Here is a 14,758-nt window from a genome sequence, read left to right as displayed (position 1 = left end):
TAGGTTGGATGCTGCGAGCGGCGGGTACGTAGATGGGGTCAGACGCGGGAAGGGCGGTCAGGAAAACGATCGGGTGTTCATGCATTCTATCGCCAGCCTGTTTTCTTCACCGGTCTTGCTGCCGTCACCCATAGAAAGAAAGTGAACAACGTTCATTGATTTGAAGACAACAACATTCCAGGCAACAAAAAACCCATCAACCTTGAACCGAAACGGCGGGGTTGATGGGCTCCACAAATTGGGGACATCAAAGAAAAGCAGTGGCACTAGTTATGACTGACGCCTTTAAGAAAAGTTCTGCGCATTTGCAAAAAATTTTCACTTAAGGCGTAACTTCAGTTTTATCCTAAGCCTGGCCAGATAATGATGATAAGCGTCCCCGCCAGTGTGAGCAGTACGTTCGCGATAGCATAGGTGCCCGCGTAGCCCAGCGCCGGAATGTTACTGCGCGCGGTATCGCTGATGATTTCCATTGCTGGCGCGCAGGTACGTGCGCCCATCATCGCGCCAAACAGTAGCGCGCGGTTCATGCGCAGGACATAGGCGCCAAACAGGAAGCAAATGATGACCGGGACCAGGCTGACGATAAGCCCGGCTACCAGCATCTGACCGCCAATCGCTCCCAGACCGTTGCCGATACCGCTACCCGCGCTCAGGCCCACGCCGGCCATGAAGACCATCAGACCGAACTCTTTCACCATATTTAGCGCGCCCTGTGGGATATAGCCGAATGTGGGATGGTTGGCGCGAAGAAAGCCAAGCATGATCCCGGCGAACAGCAGACCGGCCGCGTTACCGATGCCAAAGCTAAAATTACTGAACTGGAAGGTGATCATGCCGATCATCAGACCAATAATAAAAAATGCGCAGAAGGCGAGCAGATCGGTTACCTGGCTATGAATGGAGATAAAGCCAATGCGATCGGCAATCGTTTTTACGCGACGGGCATCGCCGCTAACCTGCAAAACATCCCCTTTGTTAAGCACCACGTTGTCGTCAATCGGCATTTCAATTTGCGAACGGATCACGCGGTTAAGGAAGCAGCCATGGTCGGTGAGCTTCAACTGAGCGAGGCGACGACCGACGGCATTGTGGTTTTTCACGACAATTTCTTCGGTGACAATACGCATGTCGAGCAGATCGCGGTCAAAAACTTCTTTCCCATTACGAAAGCTCGGATCGAGCCGGGCGTGCGCATCCGGATAGCCCACCAGCGCGATTTCATCGCCCATTTGCAGGACCGCGTCACCGTCCGGGTTAGCGAGTATGCCGTTACGGCGAATACGCTCGATATAACAACCGGTCTGGCGATAAATGCCCAGCTCGCGCAGGTTTTTCCCGTCCGTCCACGCCACCAGTTCGGGGCCGACGCGGTAAGCGCGAATAACCGGCAGGTAGACTTTGCGGTTGGTATCGGTATCCAGTCCCCGCTCACGGGCGATCTGCTGGGCGCTGGTTTGCAGATCCTGATGCTGGAGTTTAGGCAGGTAGCGCGCGCCGACGATCAGACTGACCAGACCGATAAGGTAGGTCAACGCATAACCCAGACTGAGGTTATCGAGCGCGCGGGACAGCTCTGCGCTCTCCATGCCGAAATGCCGCAACGTATCGCCCGCGCCGACCAGCACGGGGGTGGAGGTCATTGAGCCAGCCAGCATACCCGCCGTCAGGCCGATATCCCAGCCAAACAGCTTACCCAGCCCTAAGGCGATCAGCAGCGCGCTGCCGACCATCACCAGGGCCAGCATCAGGTAGTTTTTCCCGTCGCGAAAAAAAATGGAAAAAAAGTTAGGCCCCGCCTCAACGCCGACGCAGAAAATAAACAGCATGAAACCCAGGTTCAGGGCATCGGTGTTAATGCTGAAATGCTGCTGCCCTAATAATAGAGAGACCACTAAAACGCCAATGGAATTACCCAGTTGGACGGAACCCAGGCGCAATTTACCGAGACACAGGCCAAGCGCCAGTACGACAAATAATAACAGGATGTAATTCCCATTTAACAAATCGGCGACGTTTATATTCACGGAGGCTAACTTCTTGTTTACCAGTAAGCTGTTGAAAGAAATGATAATTTACGCTACTGTTTTTGCTATCTAATAAGGGCGGCAGTGTCATATTCGTCGCCCAAATATAAGCAGCACAACAATATATTTGGCTAGTTTAATCTCATTACGTATCAACGGCTATAAGAATCGTATGGGCGTAATTTGGCATGGATTGCTGATCGGCTTTATCTGACTGGACGCCACTGGCGAAAAGTGTGTTCGATAGAGACAGTGTCAGGAGAAACGATTGAAACATAAACAAGGTTGGGCAGGCGCGGTCTGCTGTTTTGTGCTCTTTGTGGTCGTCTGCGTGTTTCTGACGATGAACATGAAGGGGGCATTTCGGGCAGCCGGGCATCCTGAAATTGGGCTGTTGTTTTTTACGCTACCAGGTGCTGTTGCCAGTTTTTGCTCTCATCGTCGGGAGGTGATCAAACCTCTGCTCGGTGCGATGCTTGCAGCGCCTTGTTGTCTGGTGCTTATGCGCCTCTTTTTTACCCCCACCCGTTCGCTTTGGCAGGAGTTGGCGTGGTTATTCAGCGCCGTGTTCTGGTGCGCGCTGGGCGCCTTATGCTTCTTATTCATCAGCAGCCTGTTCAGGCCGCGTCAGCGTAAAAAACAGTAACGCCCTCGGATGAGGGCGTTTGACATGGATCCGCGTGGGCAAACCTGTCAGGCGAACAGGTTCAGATTCTCTTTTGCCCAGGCTTCGAAATCAGTGCAGCCGCCGATGTGTTTCTGATCGACGAAAATCTGCGGTACGGTTTCCACCGGTTTACCGACCGTTTTTTCCAGATCCGCTTTGGTGATGCCTTCAGCGTGAATGTCGATGTAGCGATAGTTAAAATCTTCGCGCTCGTTGCTCAGTTTTTCTGCCAACTCTTTCGCACGTACGCAGTATGGGCAACCCGGGCGACCAAAAATTACGGTAAACATATGTTTCTCCTTCAACTCTGAGCCTGACGGCGAATGGCGTTTATGATGCCGTGATTCGTTCAGCTTGAACAGTAGGTTGCGCCTTTTACTCTAATATCTTTAAGCTATATCTGTTAAGCAGATGAAAGCTAAACGCTTTACACTGTGCCGTCTACACTGATTCTTTCCGCTCAGACAGAGAAAAACGTCATGACTCCAACTATTGATCTGCTTCGTCACCATCGTTCAATTCGTCATTACACCGACCAGGCGATAACCCCCGAACAGCGAGAGGCGATCCTGGCGAGCGCACAGGCCACGTCCAGTTCCAGCTTTTTGCAGTGCACATCGATTATTCGTATCACCGATGCTGCTTTGCGTGAGGCGCTGGTGCCGTTAACCGGTGGACAACAGCACGTAGCCCAGGCCGCGGAATTCTGGGTTTTCTGCGCCGATTTCAACCGCCACCTGCAAATTTGCCCCGACGCCCAATTGGGCCTGGCGGAGCAACTGCTGCTCGGCGTCGTCGATACGGCCATGATGGCGCAAAACGCGCTGACCGCAGCAGAATCACTGGGGCTGGGCGGCGTGTATATCGGCGGTCTGCGCAATAATATTGAGGCGGTGACTGAACTGCTGAACTTGCCAAAACACGTTCTGCCGCTGTTTGGCCTGTGTCTCGGCTGGCCTGCCGACAATCCGGATCTCAAACCCCGTCTGCCTGCCGCCATCGTAGTGCATGAAAATGCCTACCAGCCGCTGAATCACGCGGCGCTCGCCGACTATGACGAACAGCTGGCGCAATATTATCTCACCCGTGGCAGTAATAACCGTCGCGATACCTGGAGCGATCATATTCGTCGCACCCTGATCAAAGAAAACCGTCCGTTCATTCTGGAATATTTGCATAAACAGGGGTGGGCTACGCGCTAAAAATGTTGCCGCTGTGTATGATACGCGGGACGTTGAACGGGTTATTCAGAGAGGTGCAGGGTGAAGATTGCCATATTGTCCCGGGACGGAACGCTCTATTCGTGTAAACGCCTGCGTGAAGCGGCAATGAAGCGCGGTCATCTGGTTGATATTCTCGACCCGCTTTCCTGTTATATGAACATCAACCCGGCGGCGTCGTCTGTTCATTACAAAGGGCGTCGGCTTCCCCATTATGACGCCGTTATCCCGCGTATAGGTTCTGCGATCACCTTTTACGGCACCGCGGCGCTGCGGCAGTTTGAGATGCTCGGGAGCTATCCGCTCAATGAGTCCGTGGCGATTACCCGCGCGCGCGACAAACTGCGCTCGTTGCAGCTGCTGGCGCGCCAGGGCATCGACCTGCCGGTTACCGGCATTGCGCACTCGCCGGATGACACCAGCGATCTCATCGATATGGTCGGCGGCGCGCCGCTGGTGGTGAAGCTGGTGGAAGGAACCCAGGGGATCGGCGTCGTGCTGGCGGAAACTCGCCAGGCGGCGGAAAGCGTGGTGGACGCCTTTCGCGGACTCAACGCCCACATTCTGGTGCAGGAATATATTAAAGAGGCAAAAGGGCGCGATATTCGCTGTCTGGTAGTGGGGGAGGAAGTGGTCGCCGCCATTGAACGCCGGGCGAAGGAGGGCGATTTTCGCTCGAATCTGCATCGTGGAGGAGTGGCTTGCATCGCCAACATTACGCCCCGGGAGCGTGAGATTGCGGTAAAAGCGGCGCAAACGCTGGGGCTTGATGTCGCAGGGGTGGATATTTTACGTGCTGAACGTGGTCCGCTGGTGATGGAGGTCAACGCGTCGCCTGGTCTGGAAGGCATTGAAAAAACGACCGGTGTCGATATCGCCGGACGAATGATCCAGTGGATCGAACGCCACGCGACGCCGGGTTTTTGTCTGAAAACGGGTGGCTGATCTGAATATCGCTGATGATCGTAGCGTGACGCGCGCTTTTTGCGTAAGCTGTGCCGGTATTTTTTTTCGTAAGAGGTAGCACATTATTATGACATCACTGGTCGTTCCCGATCTGGATACGTTGCGACAATGGCTCGACGACCTGGGCATGAGCTTTTTTGAATGTGATACCTGTCAGGCGCTGCACTTACCGCATATGCAAAACTTCGACGGCATTTACGACGCCAAATTAGACCTGGTTGATAACACGTTGCTGTTTTCCGCTATGGCGGAAGTCAGACCGTCTGCGCTGTTGCCGCTGGCGGCGGATTTGTCGGCGATCAACGCCAGCTCTCTCACGGTTAAAGCGTTTCTCGATATGCAGGACGATAATCTGCCAAAGCTGGTGGTTTGCCAGTCTTTATCCGTTATGCGCGGCATCACCTACGAGCAGTTTGAATGGTTCGTGCGTCAGAGCGAGGAGCAGATTTCGATGGTCATTCTTGAAGCGGGGGCGCACCAGATGCTCTACACCGCCGAAGAGGACGCGCAAAAAAGCAACGGCGAAATCCATTTTCTGCATTGATATCCCTTCAGGGAATCACGTGCAGAGCGCAGTCGCTGCCAGTGCGGCTGCGTATTACCCGCTTTTATGCTGCTTTTAACCTTTCTTTAAAGAATTATTCACCTCCTTTCCCGCCAATTCGCTTTATCACATAGACATAAATTGCATAAAAAATTGATAAAAGGCGTTTTTTAATCTGGGCTATGGCCTGAAAACCTGGCTAAAGTTATTCTTGCGATGCGCTGTAACAGCGAGCAATAACGGCCAGGAGAGCGTCCGTTCTTTCCTGAGTGTGCCGGATGACAAAGTATGCACGATTCTTGCATAGCTTTGAGTGCAAATTTTTAGGTTCGTATGTTAACGAACTTGCATAAGGAAAGAGATTATGACCGCCTTAAATAAAAAATGGCTATCGGGTCTGGTTGCGGGCGCTCTGATGGCCGTCTCTGCCGGCACGCTCGCAGCGGAACAAAAAACGCTCCATATTTATAACTGGTCTGATTATATCGCGCCGGATACGGTAGCGAATTTTGAAAAAGAGACCGGGATCAAAGTGGTCTACGACGTGTTTGACTCCAACGAAGTGCTGGAAGGCAAACTGATGGCAGGCAGCACCGGCTTTGACCTGGTGGTGCCGTCCGCCAGTTTCCTTGAGCGCCAGCTGACGGCGGGCGTTTTTCAGCCGCTGGATAAGAGCAAGCTGCCGGACTGGAAAAACCTCGACCCTGAGCTGCTTAAGCTGGTTGCCAAACACGATCCGGAAAACAAATACGCTATGCCATATATGTGGGCGACGACCGGCATTGGCTATAACGTCGAAAAAGTGAAAGCGGCGCTCGGCGCCGATGCCCCGGTGGACAGCTGGGATCTGGTGCTTAAGCCGGAAAACCTCGAAAAGTTAAAAAGCTGCGGCGTCTCTTTCCTCGATGCGCCGGAAGAGGTGTTTGCGACCGTGCTGAACTATTTGGGTAAAGACCCGAACAGCACCGACGCGAAGGACTACACGGGGCCGGCAACCGATCTGCTGCTCAAACTGCGCCCGAATATCCGCTATTTCCACTCTTCGCAATACATCAACGATCTGGCGAACGGCGATACCTGCGTGGCTATTGGCTGGGCAGGCGATGTCTGGCAGGCGGCGAATCGTGCGAAAGAGGCGAAGAACGGCGTCAATATCTCCTTCTCGATCCCGAAAGAGGGGGCAATGGCCTTCTTTGATGTCTTCGCCATGCCCGCCGACGCCAAAAACAAAGAGGAAGCCTATCAGTTCCTGAACTACCTGCTGCGCCCGGACGTCATTGCCCATATCTCCGATCACGTGTTTTATGCCAACGCCAACAAAGAGGCGACGAAGCTGGTGAGCGCGGAAGTGCGTGACAACCCAGGAATTTATCCGCCCGCCGATGTGCGCGCGAAAATGTTCACGCTGAAGGTACAGGAACCGAAAATCGATCGCGTGCGTACCCGCGCATGGACCAAAGTGAAAAGCGGTAAGTAACCTTTCGTCAGTCTGAGACAGGCCGGGTGGCGCATTGCGTGCCCGGCATCAGGCGCACCGAAAGGGGGCGCCTGCACGATTTTTGATTTACGCCGGAGAGCACCCCGTGAATGATGCGATACCTCGCCCGCAGGCGAAACCCCGTAAGGCGCTGACGCCGCTGCTGGAAATCCGTAACCTGACAAAATCCTTTGACGGCCAGCATGCGGTCGACGATGTCAGCCTGACTATCTACAAAGGTGAAATTTTCGCGCTGCTGGGGGCGTCGGGCTGCGGGAAATCCACGCTGCTGCGTATGCTGGCAGGTTTTGAACAACCTACCGCCGGACACATTGTGCTGGACGGCGTCGATCTTGCCCACGTCCCGCCCTATCTGCGCCCTGTCAATATGATGTTTCAGTCCTATGCGCTGTTTCCCCATATGACCGTCGAACAGAATATCGCTTTTGGCCTGAAGCAGGACAAACTGCCGAAAGCGGAAATCGCCAGCCGTGTTGAAGAGATGCTGGGGCTGGTTCATATGCAGGAGTTCGCCAGACGTAAGCCACATCAGCTTTCCGGTGGCCAGCGTCAACGCGTGGCGCTGGCGCGAAGCCTGGCAAAACGGCCTAAATTATTGCTGCTCGACGAGCCGATGGGGGCGCTGGACAAAAAATTGCGAGACCGGATGCAGCTCGAAGTGGTGGATATACTCGAGCGCGTCGGCGCGACCTGCGTCATGGTCACCCACGATCAGGAAGAAGCGATGACCATGGCCGGGCGCATTGCCATTATGAATCGCGGCAAGTTTGTCCAGATCGGTGAGCCAGAGGAGATCTATGAGCATCCGACCACCCGTTACAGCGCGGAATTCATCGGTTCGGTTAACGTGTTTGAAGGGGTGCTGAAAGCGCGGCAGGACGATGGCCTGGTGCTGGATTCGCCGGGGCTGGTGCATCCGCTGAAGGTGGATCCCGATGCTTCGGTGGTGGACAACGTGCCGGTGCATGTGGCGTTGCGCCCGGAAAAAATCATGCTGTGCGAAGAACCGCCCGCCGATGGCGTTAACTTCGCCGTGGGAGAAGTGGTGCATATCGCTTATCTCGGCGATCTCTCCATTTACCACGTTCGCTTAAAAAGCGGGCAGATGATCAGCGCTCAGCTTCAGAACGCCCATCGCTACCGAAAAGGGTTGCCGACGTGGGGCGATGAGGTTCGTTTGTGCTGGGATGCCGACAGCTGCGTGGTGTTGACGGTTTAAGGAGCGAAAATGAGTACACTTGAACCTGCGGCACGCGGAGAAAAGCCTGGCGGTTTGCGGCTGTGGCTGGCGCGCGTGCAGATGAATCATGGGCGTAAACTGGTCATTGCGCTGCCTTACGTCTGGCTGATCCTGCTGTTCCTGCTGCCGTTTCTGATCGTCTTTAAAATCAGCCTTGCGGAAATGGCGAGGGCGATCCCGCCGTACACCGAGCTGATGGCGTGGGCTGACGGGCAGCTGGCGATCACCCTTAACCTCGGTAACTTCCTGCAGTTGACCGACGATCCGCTTTATTTTGACGCCTATTTGCAGTCGCTACAGGTCGCGGGCATCTCCACCCTGTGCTGCTTGCTGCTGGGATACCCGCTGGCGTGGGCGGTGGCCCACAGCAAGCCGTCGACGCGAAATATCCTGCTGCTGTTAGTGATCCTGCCGTCGTGGACCTCGTTTCTTATTCGCGTCTATGCGTGGATGGGGATCCTGAAAAATAACGGTGTGTTAAACAACTTTCTGCTGTGGCTTGGCCTCATCGACCAGCCGTTGACCATCCTGCATACCAACCTGGCCGTCTATATCGGCATCGTGTATGCCTATCTGCCGTTTATGGTCTTGCCGATCTACACCGCTCTGACGCGCATTGACTATTCGCTGGTGGAAGCCTCGCTCGATCTCGGCGCCCGCCCGCTGAAAACCTTTTTTAGCGTGATCGTGCCGCTGACCAAAGGCGGCATTATTGCCGGTTCCATGCTGGTGTTTATTCCGGCTGTCGGCGAGTTTGTCATTCCTGAGCTGCTCGGCGGGCCGGACAGCATCATGATTGGTCGCGTGCTGTGGCAGGAATTCTTTAACAACCGTGACTGGCCGGTGGCCTCTGCGGTGGCGATCGTGATGTTGCTGCTACTGATCGTTCCGATCATGTGGTTCCACAAGCACCAGCAAAAAAGCGGAGGCGTCCACGGATGAACAATTTGCCGGTAATACGTTCGCCCTGGCGCATCGTGATTCTGGTGCTGGGCTTTACGTTTCTGTATGCGCCGATGCTGATGCTGGTGATCTACTCGTTTAACAGCTCTAAACTGGTGACGGTATGGGCGGGGTGGTCGACGCGCTGGTACGGCGAGCTGTTTCGCGATGACGCCATGATGAGCGCCGTGGGCTTAAGCCTGACGATAGCCGCCTGCGCGGCGACAATGGCGGTGATCCTGGGCACCATTGCCGCTGTCGTTCTGGTGCGTTTTGGTCGTTTTCGCGGCGCCAACGGTTTCGCCTTTATGATTACTGCGCCGCTGGTAATGCCGGACGTCATTACCGGGCTTTCGTTGCTGTTGCTGTTTGTCGCGCTCGCCCACGCCATCGGCTGGCCGTCCGACCGCGGAATGTTGACCATCTGGCTGGCGCATGTCACCTTCTGTACCGCCTACGTGGCGGTGGTGATCTCCTCGCGCCTGCGGGAACTGGATCGATCTATTGAAGAGGCGGCGATGGATCTCGGCGCGACGCCGCTGAAGGTGTTCTTCGTGATCACCTTACCGATGATCATGCCTGCCATCGTCTCCGGCTGGCTGTTGGCGTTTACGCTGTCGCTTGACGATCTGGTGATCGCCAGCTTTGTTTCCGGTCCCGGCGCGACGACCTTGCCGATGCTGGTGTTCTCCAGCGTGCGCATGGGAGTGAACCCGGAAATCAACGCTCTGGCTACGTTGATCCTCGGGGTGGTCGGAATTGTCGGATTTATCGCCTGGTATCTGATGGCGCGCACGGAAAAACAGCGAACCCGCGATATCCAGCGTGCAAGACGCGGCTGAAGCAATTAAAATTTCCAGTGAAGTGCCGCGCATGTCGCGGCACTGTTTTTCAGGGAAGTCACACATTGGGATTCTTCAAAAAAACGTCCTCATCACACGCCCGTTTAAATGTGCCCGCGCTGGTGCAGGTGGCGGCGCTCGCCATTATAATGATCCGTTGCCTCGACGTGCTGATGATATTCAATACGCTCGGCATTCGGGGGCTTGGCGAATTTATCCATCGCAGCGTGCAAACATGGAGTCTGACTCTGGTTTTTTTGAGCAGCCTGGTGCTGGTGTTTATTGAGATCTGGTGCGCATTTTCGCTGGTAAAAGGGCGCAACTGGGCGCGCTGGATTTATTTACTGACCCAGGTGACCGCCGCGGGCTATTTATGGGCAGCCTCATTAGGCTACGGGTATCCGGAGTTATTCAGCATCGCCGGTGAGTCAAAACGGGAAATTCTGCATACCCTGGTGATGCAAAAGCTGCCGGACATGTTGGTGCTTTGCCTGCTGTTTGTTCCGGCCACCAGCCGCCGGTTCTTCCAGCTCCAGTAAAAACGGCGTCCTGGCGCGACCTACAAATGCCCGAATAATGTGTATAATCGTCGCCCCGAACATCTGAAGGTTTCCGTATGTATTGCGCACTTTATGACGCCGGCCGCTGCCGCTCCTGCCCGTGGATCACGCAGCCGGTTGACGTTCAACTCTCCGCCAAAACAGCCGATCTCAACAATCTGCTTGCCGGTTTCCCGGTGGGGGAGTGGCGCGCGCCAGTCAGCGGGCCGGAACAAGGCTTTCGCAATAAAGCCAAGATGGTGGTCAGCGGCAGCGTGGAAAAACCGCTGCTCGGGATGCTACACCGCGACGGCACGCCGGAAGATCTCTGCGACTGTCCGCTTTATCCGCCGTCGTTTGCTGCCGTTTTCGCCGCCCTCAAGCCGTTTATTGCCCGGGCGGGCTTAACGCCCTACAACGTGGCGCGTAAGCGTGGCGAGCTGAAATATATATTGCTTACCGAAAGCCAGTACGATGGCGGCATGATGCTGCGCTTTGTGCTGCGTTCAGAAACCAAGCTGGCGCAACTGCGCGCCGCGTTGCCCTCGCTGCAGGCGCAACTGCCGCAGCTTAAGGTCATCAGCGTCAACCTGCAGCCTGTGCACATGGCGATTATGGAAGGGGAGACGGAGATCTTCCTGACTGAAACGTCGTCGCTGGCGGAGCGTTTCAACGACGTTCCGCTGTGGATCCGTCCACAAAGTTTTTTCCAGACCAACCCGACGGTGGCAAGCCTGCTCTATGCTACCGCCCGTGACTGGGTGCGTCAGCTCCCGGTAAACCATATGTGGGATCTGTTCTGCGGCGTCGGCGGCTTTGGGCTGCACTGCGCCACGCCTGAGATGCGGCTAACCGGGATTGAAATCTCCCCAGAGGCGATTGCCTGCGCGAAGCAGTCGGCGAAAGAGCTCGGTTTAACGAATCTGCATTTTCAGGCGCTGGACTCCACGCAGTTCGCTACCGCTCAGGAGAGCGCCCCGCAACTGGTGCTGGTGAATCCGCCGCGTCGCGGGATTGGCAAAGCGCTATGCGATTATCTCAGCGAGATGGCCCCGCCGTTTATCATCTACTCAAGTTGTAACGCCCGTACGATGGCAAAAGACATTGCGGATTTACCGGGTTATCGTCCCGAACGCGTGCAGCTTTTCGATATGTTCCCTCACACCGCCCATTATGAAGTGCTGACGCTGCTGGTGCGGAATGCATAAATAACGGCCCGCATTGCGGGCCGTAAATCATTATTGCGGGAACCACTGGTCGTTGATTTTCTGCCAGGTGCCGTCCGCCTTAATGGCGGTCAGCGCGGCGTTCAGTTTCTCTAACAGGGCTTTATTATCCGGGCGAACGGCGATGCCCAGACCGGTGCCGAAATACTGGGGATCGGTCACTTTTTCTGTTCCTGGCCCTAACTGCGGGTTGCTCTTCAGCCATTCGTTGACCACAGCGGTATCGCCGAATACGCCGTCGATACGGCCATTTTTCAGGTCGATAATCGCGTTCTGGTAGCTGTCATAGGCGACAGTTTTGACTTCCGGGTGCTTGTCCTGAAGGTATTTCTGATGCGTGGTGCCGTTTTCCATACCAATACGTTTGCCTTTCAGGTCGGCAAAGGTTTTATACGCATCTTTCCTGGCAATCACCAGCGCGGAGTTGGCGTAGTAAGGTTGGGTAAAGGCGACCTGTTTGCTCCGCTCCGGCGTAATATCCATACCGGAAATGACGGCATCATATTTTCTGAATTTCAGCGCCGGGATCAGGCTGTCAAAGGCATGATTGGTAAAGGTACATTCTGCCTGCATCTGCTTACATAAGGCTTTTGCCAGATCGAGATCGAAGCCGACAATTTGGTTATTGGCGTCCATGGATTCAAACGGGGGATAGGTGGCGGAAACCCCGAAGCTGATTTTTTCTGCGGCAGACGCGCCGACAGCGAAAGAGGCAAGCAATGCGGCCAGAATTAACTTTTTCATGGTTGAACTCCCGTTATGATGAAGCGCCGTTTCTGCGGCATGGAATTACAATGCCAGCATTTGAATTTGTATGCAATATAAATGATTAAATATTTTATACGGAAATAAAAAAAACGGACAGGTTAGCAACTTGTCCGTTTTCTGTATTCAGATTTATGCACTTTCTGAACGGTTAATTCCGGCGTTCAAACGCCAGCGCTTTACGTTCGATCAAGCGCATCATCAGCGTCAAAAGGCCATTAACGATGAGGTAAATGACGCCTGCCGCGCCAAATACCATCACGTCGTAGGTGCGCCCGTACATGAGCTGGCTGTAACCCATCACCTCCATCAGCGTAATGGTGTAAGCCAGCGAGGTGCTCTTAAACACCAGCACCACTTCGTTAGAATACGAGGAGAGGGCGCGTTTAAAGGCATAAGGCAGCAGAATCGCCAGCGTGTCTTTTTTGCTCATCCCCAGCGCGCCGCAGGACTGCCACTGGCCTTCCGGGATTGCGCGAATCGCACCGTAAAACAGCTGCGTGGTGTAAGCGGCGCTGTTCAGCGATAGCGCAATCAGCGCGCACAGCCACGGCTCGGACAGCAGATGCCAGAGAACCGGAAACTCCTGCAAAGACGGAAACTGCCCCGGTCCATAGTAGATCAGGAAGATCTGCACCAGCAGCGGCGTGCCGGTAAACAGCGTGATATAACCGCGCACCAGCCAGACCACCCCCGGCGTTTTCAGCGTCAGAACGATGGTGAAAATCAGCGACAGGAGCAGCGCAACGACAATGGATGCCACCGTCAGCGTCAGGCTGGTATGCAGCCCTTTTAACAGTTCAGGTAAATACTCAAACATCAGCCCGGTCTCCGCTCAAAACGTGTCGCGCGCAGGTCAATGCGTTTGAGAATGTACTGACTTATCAGGGTGATCACCAGATAGATCGCCGCGGCAATAATATACCAGTTAAACGGCTCCTGGGTGCGTGTCGCAATGCTCTTGGTTTGCAGCATCAGGTCATTGACGCTGATCAGACTGACCAGCGCGGTGTCCTTCAGCAGCACCAACCACTGGTTACCCAGACCAGGCAGGGCATGACGCCACATTTGCGGCATCACCAGGCGGAAGAAGATCGCCGCTTTCGACAGCCCCAGCGCCTGGCCGGACTCCCACTGCCCAATCGGTACCGCTTTCAGCGCGCCGCGCAGGGTTTGCGAAGCATACGCCGCATACAGCAGCGAAAGGGCAATTACGCCACACAGGAACGGGCTGACGTCGAAGTTTTCGATCTCCATTTGTATCGGGATCTGCACGACGCCCAGATTAACGGTAAAGCCGTCCGAGAGCGTCAGCAGCAGTTGAGAGGAGCCGAAATAAATAAACAGCACCACCAGAATTTCCGGCAGGCCGCGTAAAATCGTCACCAGCGCTGAGCCGGTCCACGCGACCGGACGCCATTTAACTGACTCCCAGACGGCGAAAAACATCGCCAACGCAAGGCCGAGGATCAGCGCGCAAACGGCAAGGCCGACGGTCATCCCGGCGGCGCTTGCTAACGGAAAAAATTCGTTCATCAAGGCTTACTTCTGGAACCATTTGTTATAGATGGTTTCGTAAGTGCCATCTTTTTTCACTTTTTCCAGCGCAGCGTTAAATTTCTGCTGCAGCTCGGTGTTGCCCTGACGGACAGCGATGCCGAGGCCGGTGCCGAAGTAATCTTTATCCGTCACTTTGTCGCCAACCGCCGCCAGCTTCGGATTATCCTTCAGCCATTCGGTAACCACCGCGGTGTCGCCGAATACGCCGTCAATACGTCCGTTTTGCAGATCCAGCTTCGCGTTCTGATAGCTGTCGTAAGGAACGGTCGTAATTTCCGGGTGCTTATCCATAATGAACTTCTGGTGAGTGGTGCCGTTCTGCACGCCCACTTTTTTGCCTTTCAACTGATCCACGCTGGAGAATTTACCCTGCTGGCCAATAAACAGCGCGGAGTTGTCATAATACGGCGTGGTGAACAGCACCTGTTTTTCGCGCTCCGGCGTGATGTCCATCCCGGCCATAACCGCATCGAAGCGGCGGAACTTCAGACTGGGGATCAGGCTGTCAAACGCCTGGTTGGTGAATGTACAGGTGGCGTCAATCTCTTTACACAGCGCATTGGCCAGGTCGACGTCGAAACCGACGATTTTGTTATTCGCATCCATCGACTCGAACGGAGGGTAGGATGCTTCGGTCGCAAAACGAATGGTCTGTGCTGCTGTTGCAGAAAGGCTAAAGCCAGCGATAAGCGCGGCAATCAGAACTTTTTTCATTGTCGTTG

16 protein-coding genes are annotated in these 14,758 nt (G+C 54.7%); 10 read left to right on the top strand and 6 right to left on the bottom strand.

Annotated features, from left to right (window positions below; genetic code table 11):
• Window positions 1–341: 341 nt before the first annotated feature.
• Window positions 342–2,027 carry an aspartate:alanine antiporter gene (locus APU02_RS09165; protein ID WP_042284971.1) on the bottom strand — a complete coding sequence of 562 codons (1,686 nt, stop codon included), beginning with the start codon at window positions 2,025–2,027 and terminating at the stop codon, window positions 342–344.
• Window positions 2,028–2,295: 268 nt separating this feature from the next.
• Here APU02_RS09165 and APU02_RS09160 point away from each other — a divergent pair, with 268 nt between their 5' ends.
• The gene (locus APU02_RS09160) at window positions 2,296–2,673 is read left to right on the top strand and encodes an inner membrane protein YbjM (RefSeq protein ID WP_042284968.1); all 378 of its coding nucleotides are present in this window, start codon (window positions 2,296–2,298) and stop codon (window positions 2,671–2,673) included.
• 47 nt (window positions 2,674–2,720) lie between these two features.
• Here APU02_RS09160 and APU02_RS09155 read toward each other — a convergent pair whose 3' ends face one another.
• Complete coding sequence (locus APU02_RS09155; RefSeq protein WP_042284966.1) at window positions 2,721–2,984, bottom strand: GrxA family glutaredoxin; 264 nt, start codon at window positions 2,982–2,984, stop codon at window positions 2,721–2,723.
• Window positions 2,985–3,173: 189 nt separating this feature from the next.
• Between APU02_RS09155 and nfsA the strand changes: the two genes are divergently transcribed.
• The 9 genes from nfsA to rlmC all read left to right on the top strand — a co-directional run bounded on the left by nfsA (window position 3,174) and on the right by rlmC (window position 11,693).
• On the top strand, window positions 3,174–3,896 hold the full coding sequence (gene nfsA / locus APU02_RS09150; RefSeq protein WP_060569884.1) for a nitroreductase NfsA: 723 nt from the start codon (window positions 3,174–3,176) through the stop codon (window positions 3,894–3,896).
• Between the two features lie 60 nt (window positions 3,897–3,956).
• Window positions 3,957–4,859 carry a 30S ribosomal protein S6--L-glutamate ligase gene (gene rimK / locus APU02_RS09145; protein ID WP_060569883.1) on the top strand — a complete coding sequence of 301 codons (903 nt, stop codon included), beginning with the start codon at window positions 3,957–3,959 and terminating at the stop codon, window positions 4,857–4,859.
• Between the two features lie 88 nt (window positions 4,860–4,947).
• Complete coding sequence (locus APU02_RS09140; protein ID WP_042284958.1) at window positions 4,948–5,424, top strand: YbjN domain-containing protein; 477 nt, start codon at window positions 4,948–4,950, stop codon at window positions 5,422–5,424.
• 364 nt (window positions 5,425–5,788) lie between these two features.
• The gene (potF, locus tag APU02_RS09135) at window positions 5,789–6,901 is read left to right on the top strand and encodes a spermidine/putrescine ABC transporter substrate-binding protein PotF (protein ID WP_042284956.1); all 1,113 of its coding nucleotides are present in this window, start codon (window positions 5,789–5,791) and stop codon (window positions 6,899–6,901) included.
• Window positions 6,902–7,007: 106 nt separating this feature from the next.
• Window positions 7,008–8,141: a putrescine ABC transporter ATP-binding subunit PotG gene (potG, locus tag APU02_RS09130; RefSeq protein ID WP_042284953.1), complete on the top strand. Its 1,134-nt coding sequence runs from the start codon at window positions 7,008–7,010 to the stop codon at window positions 8,139–8,141.
• 9 nt (window positions 8,142–8,150) lie between these two features.
• Window positions 8,151–9,104 carry a putrescine ABC transporter permease PotH gene (gene potH / locus APU02_RS09125; protein WP_060569882.1) on the top strand — a complete coding sequence of 318 codons (954 nt, stop codon included), beginning with the start codon at window positions 8,151–8,153 and terminating at the stop codon, window positions 9,102–9,104.
• Window positions 9,101–9,946 (top strand): putrescine ABC transporter permease PotI, encoded by an 846-nt coding sequence (gene potI / locus APU02_RS09120; protein WP_060569881.1) that lies wholly within the window; start codon window positions 9,101–9,103, stop codon window positions 9,944–9,946. Before potH ends, potI begins: the two co-directional genes overlap by 4 nt.
• Before the next feature lie 17 nt (window positions 9,947–9,963).
• Complete coding sequence (locus tag APU02_RS09115; RefSeq protein WP_120714883.1) at window positions 9,964–10,485, top strand: YbjO family protein; 522 nt, start codon at window positions 9,964–9,966, stop codon at window positions 10,483–10,485.
• A gap of 77 nt (window positions 10,486–10,562) precedes the next feature.
• Window positions 10,563–11,693, top strand: a complete 1,131-nt coding sequence (rlmC, locus tag APU02_RS09110; RefSeq protein WP_060569880.1) for a 23S rRNA (uracil(747)-C(5))-methyltransferase RlmC — start codon at window positions 10,563–10,565, stop codon at window positions 11,691–11,693.
• Between the two features lie 30 nt (window positions 11,694–11,723).
• Here rlmC and artJ read toward each other — a convergent pair whose 3' ends face one another.
• The 4 genes from artJ to artI all read right to left on the bottom strand — a co-directional run bounded on the left by artJ (window position 11,724) and on the right by artI (window position 14,750).
• Window positions 11,724–12,455, bottom strand: coding sequence for an arginine ABC transporter substrate-binding protein ArtJ (artJ, locus tag APU02_RS09105; protein ID WP_060569879.1), 732 nt, complete (start codon window positions 12,453–12,455; stop codon window positions 11,724–11,726).
• Window positions 12,456–12,627: 172 nt separating this feature from the next.
• A complete protein-coding gene (artM, locus tag APU02_RS09100) occupies window positions 12,628–13,296 on the bottom strand; it encodes an arginine ABC transporter permease ArtM (RefSeq protein ID WP_060569878.1) in 669 nt (222 codons plus the stop codon).
• Complete coding sequence (artQ, locus tag APU02_RS09095) at window positions 13,296–14,012, bottom strand: arginine ABC transporter permease ArtQ (RefSeq protein ID WP_042284934.1); 717 nt, start codon at window positions 14,010–14,012, stop codon at window positions 13,296–13,298. Before artQ ends, artM begins: the two co-directional genes overlap by 1 nt.
• Before the next feature lie 6 nt (window positions 14,013–14,018).
• Window positions 14,019–14,750, bottom strand: coding sequence for an arginine ABC transporter substrate-binding protein ArtI (artI, locus tag APU02_RS09090; protein ID WP_060569877.1), 732 nt, complete (start codon window positions 14,748–14,750; stop codon window positions 14,019–14,021).
• Between the last annotated feature and the right edge of the window lie 8 nt (window positions 14,751–14,758).

Source organism: Citrobacter sp. 50677481 (assembly GCF_001463265.1).
In the GTDB taxonomy this organism is placed as follows: domain Bacteria; phylum Pseudomonadota; class Gammaproteobacteria; order Enterobacterales; family Enterobacteriaceae; genus Citrobacter_A; species Citrobacter_A sedlakii.
The sequence above is the reverse complement of the archived record's forward strand: the minus strand, read 5'-3'. Positions and strand labels throughout refer to the sequence as shown.

What these genes read in the sequence shown, in the direction of transcription:
- potH (WP_060569882.1), top strand. Translation starts at nt 8,151, where the DNA reads ATGAGTACACTTGAACCTGCGGCACGCGGAGAAAAGCCTGGCGGTTTG.
- artJ (WP_060569879.1), bottom strand. Translation starts at nt 12,455, where the DNA reads ATGAAAAAGTTAATTCTGGCCGCATTGCTTGCCTCTTTCGCTGTCGGC.
- APU02_RS09155 (WP_042284966.1), bottom strand. Translation starts at nt 2,984, where the DNA reads ATGTTTACCGTAATTTTTGGTCGCCCGGGTTGCCCATACTGCGTACGT.
- artM (WP_060569878.1), bottom strand. Translation starts at nt 13,296, where the DNA reads ATGTTTGAGTATTTACCTGAACTGTTAAAAGGGCTGCATACCAGCCTG.
- nfsA (WP_060569884.1), top strand. Translation starts at nt 3,174, where the DNA reads ATGACTCCAACTATTGATCTGCTTCGTCACCATCGTTCAATTCGTCAT.
- artQ (WP_042284934.1), bottom strand. Translation starts at nt 14,012, where the DNA reads ATGAACGAATTTTTTCCGTTAGCAAGCGCCGCCGGGATGACCGTCGGC.
- APU02_RS09140 (WP_042284958.1), top strand. Translation starts at nt 4,948, where the DNA reads ATGACATCACTGGTCGTTCCCGATCTGGATACGTTGCGACAATGGCTC.
- rlmC (WP_060569880.1), top strand. Translation starts at nt 10,563, where the DNA reads ATGTATTGCGCACTTTATGACGCCGGCCGCTGCCGCTCCTGCCCGTGG.
- artI (WP_060569877.1), bottom strand. Translation starts at nt 14,750, where the DNA reads ATGAAAAAAGTTCTGATTGCCGCGCTTATCGCTGGCTTTAGCCTTTCT.
- potF (WP_042284956.1), top strand. Translation starts at nt 5,789, where the DNA reads ATGACCGCCTTAAATAAAAAATGGCTATCGGGTCTGGTTGCGGGCGCT.
- potI (WP_060569881.1), top strand. Translation starts at nt 9,101, where the DNA reads ATGAACAATTTGCCGGTAATACGTTCGCCCTGGCGCATCGTGATTCTG.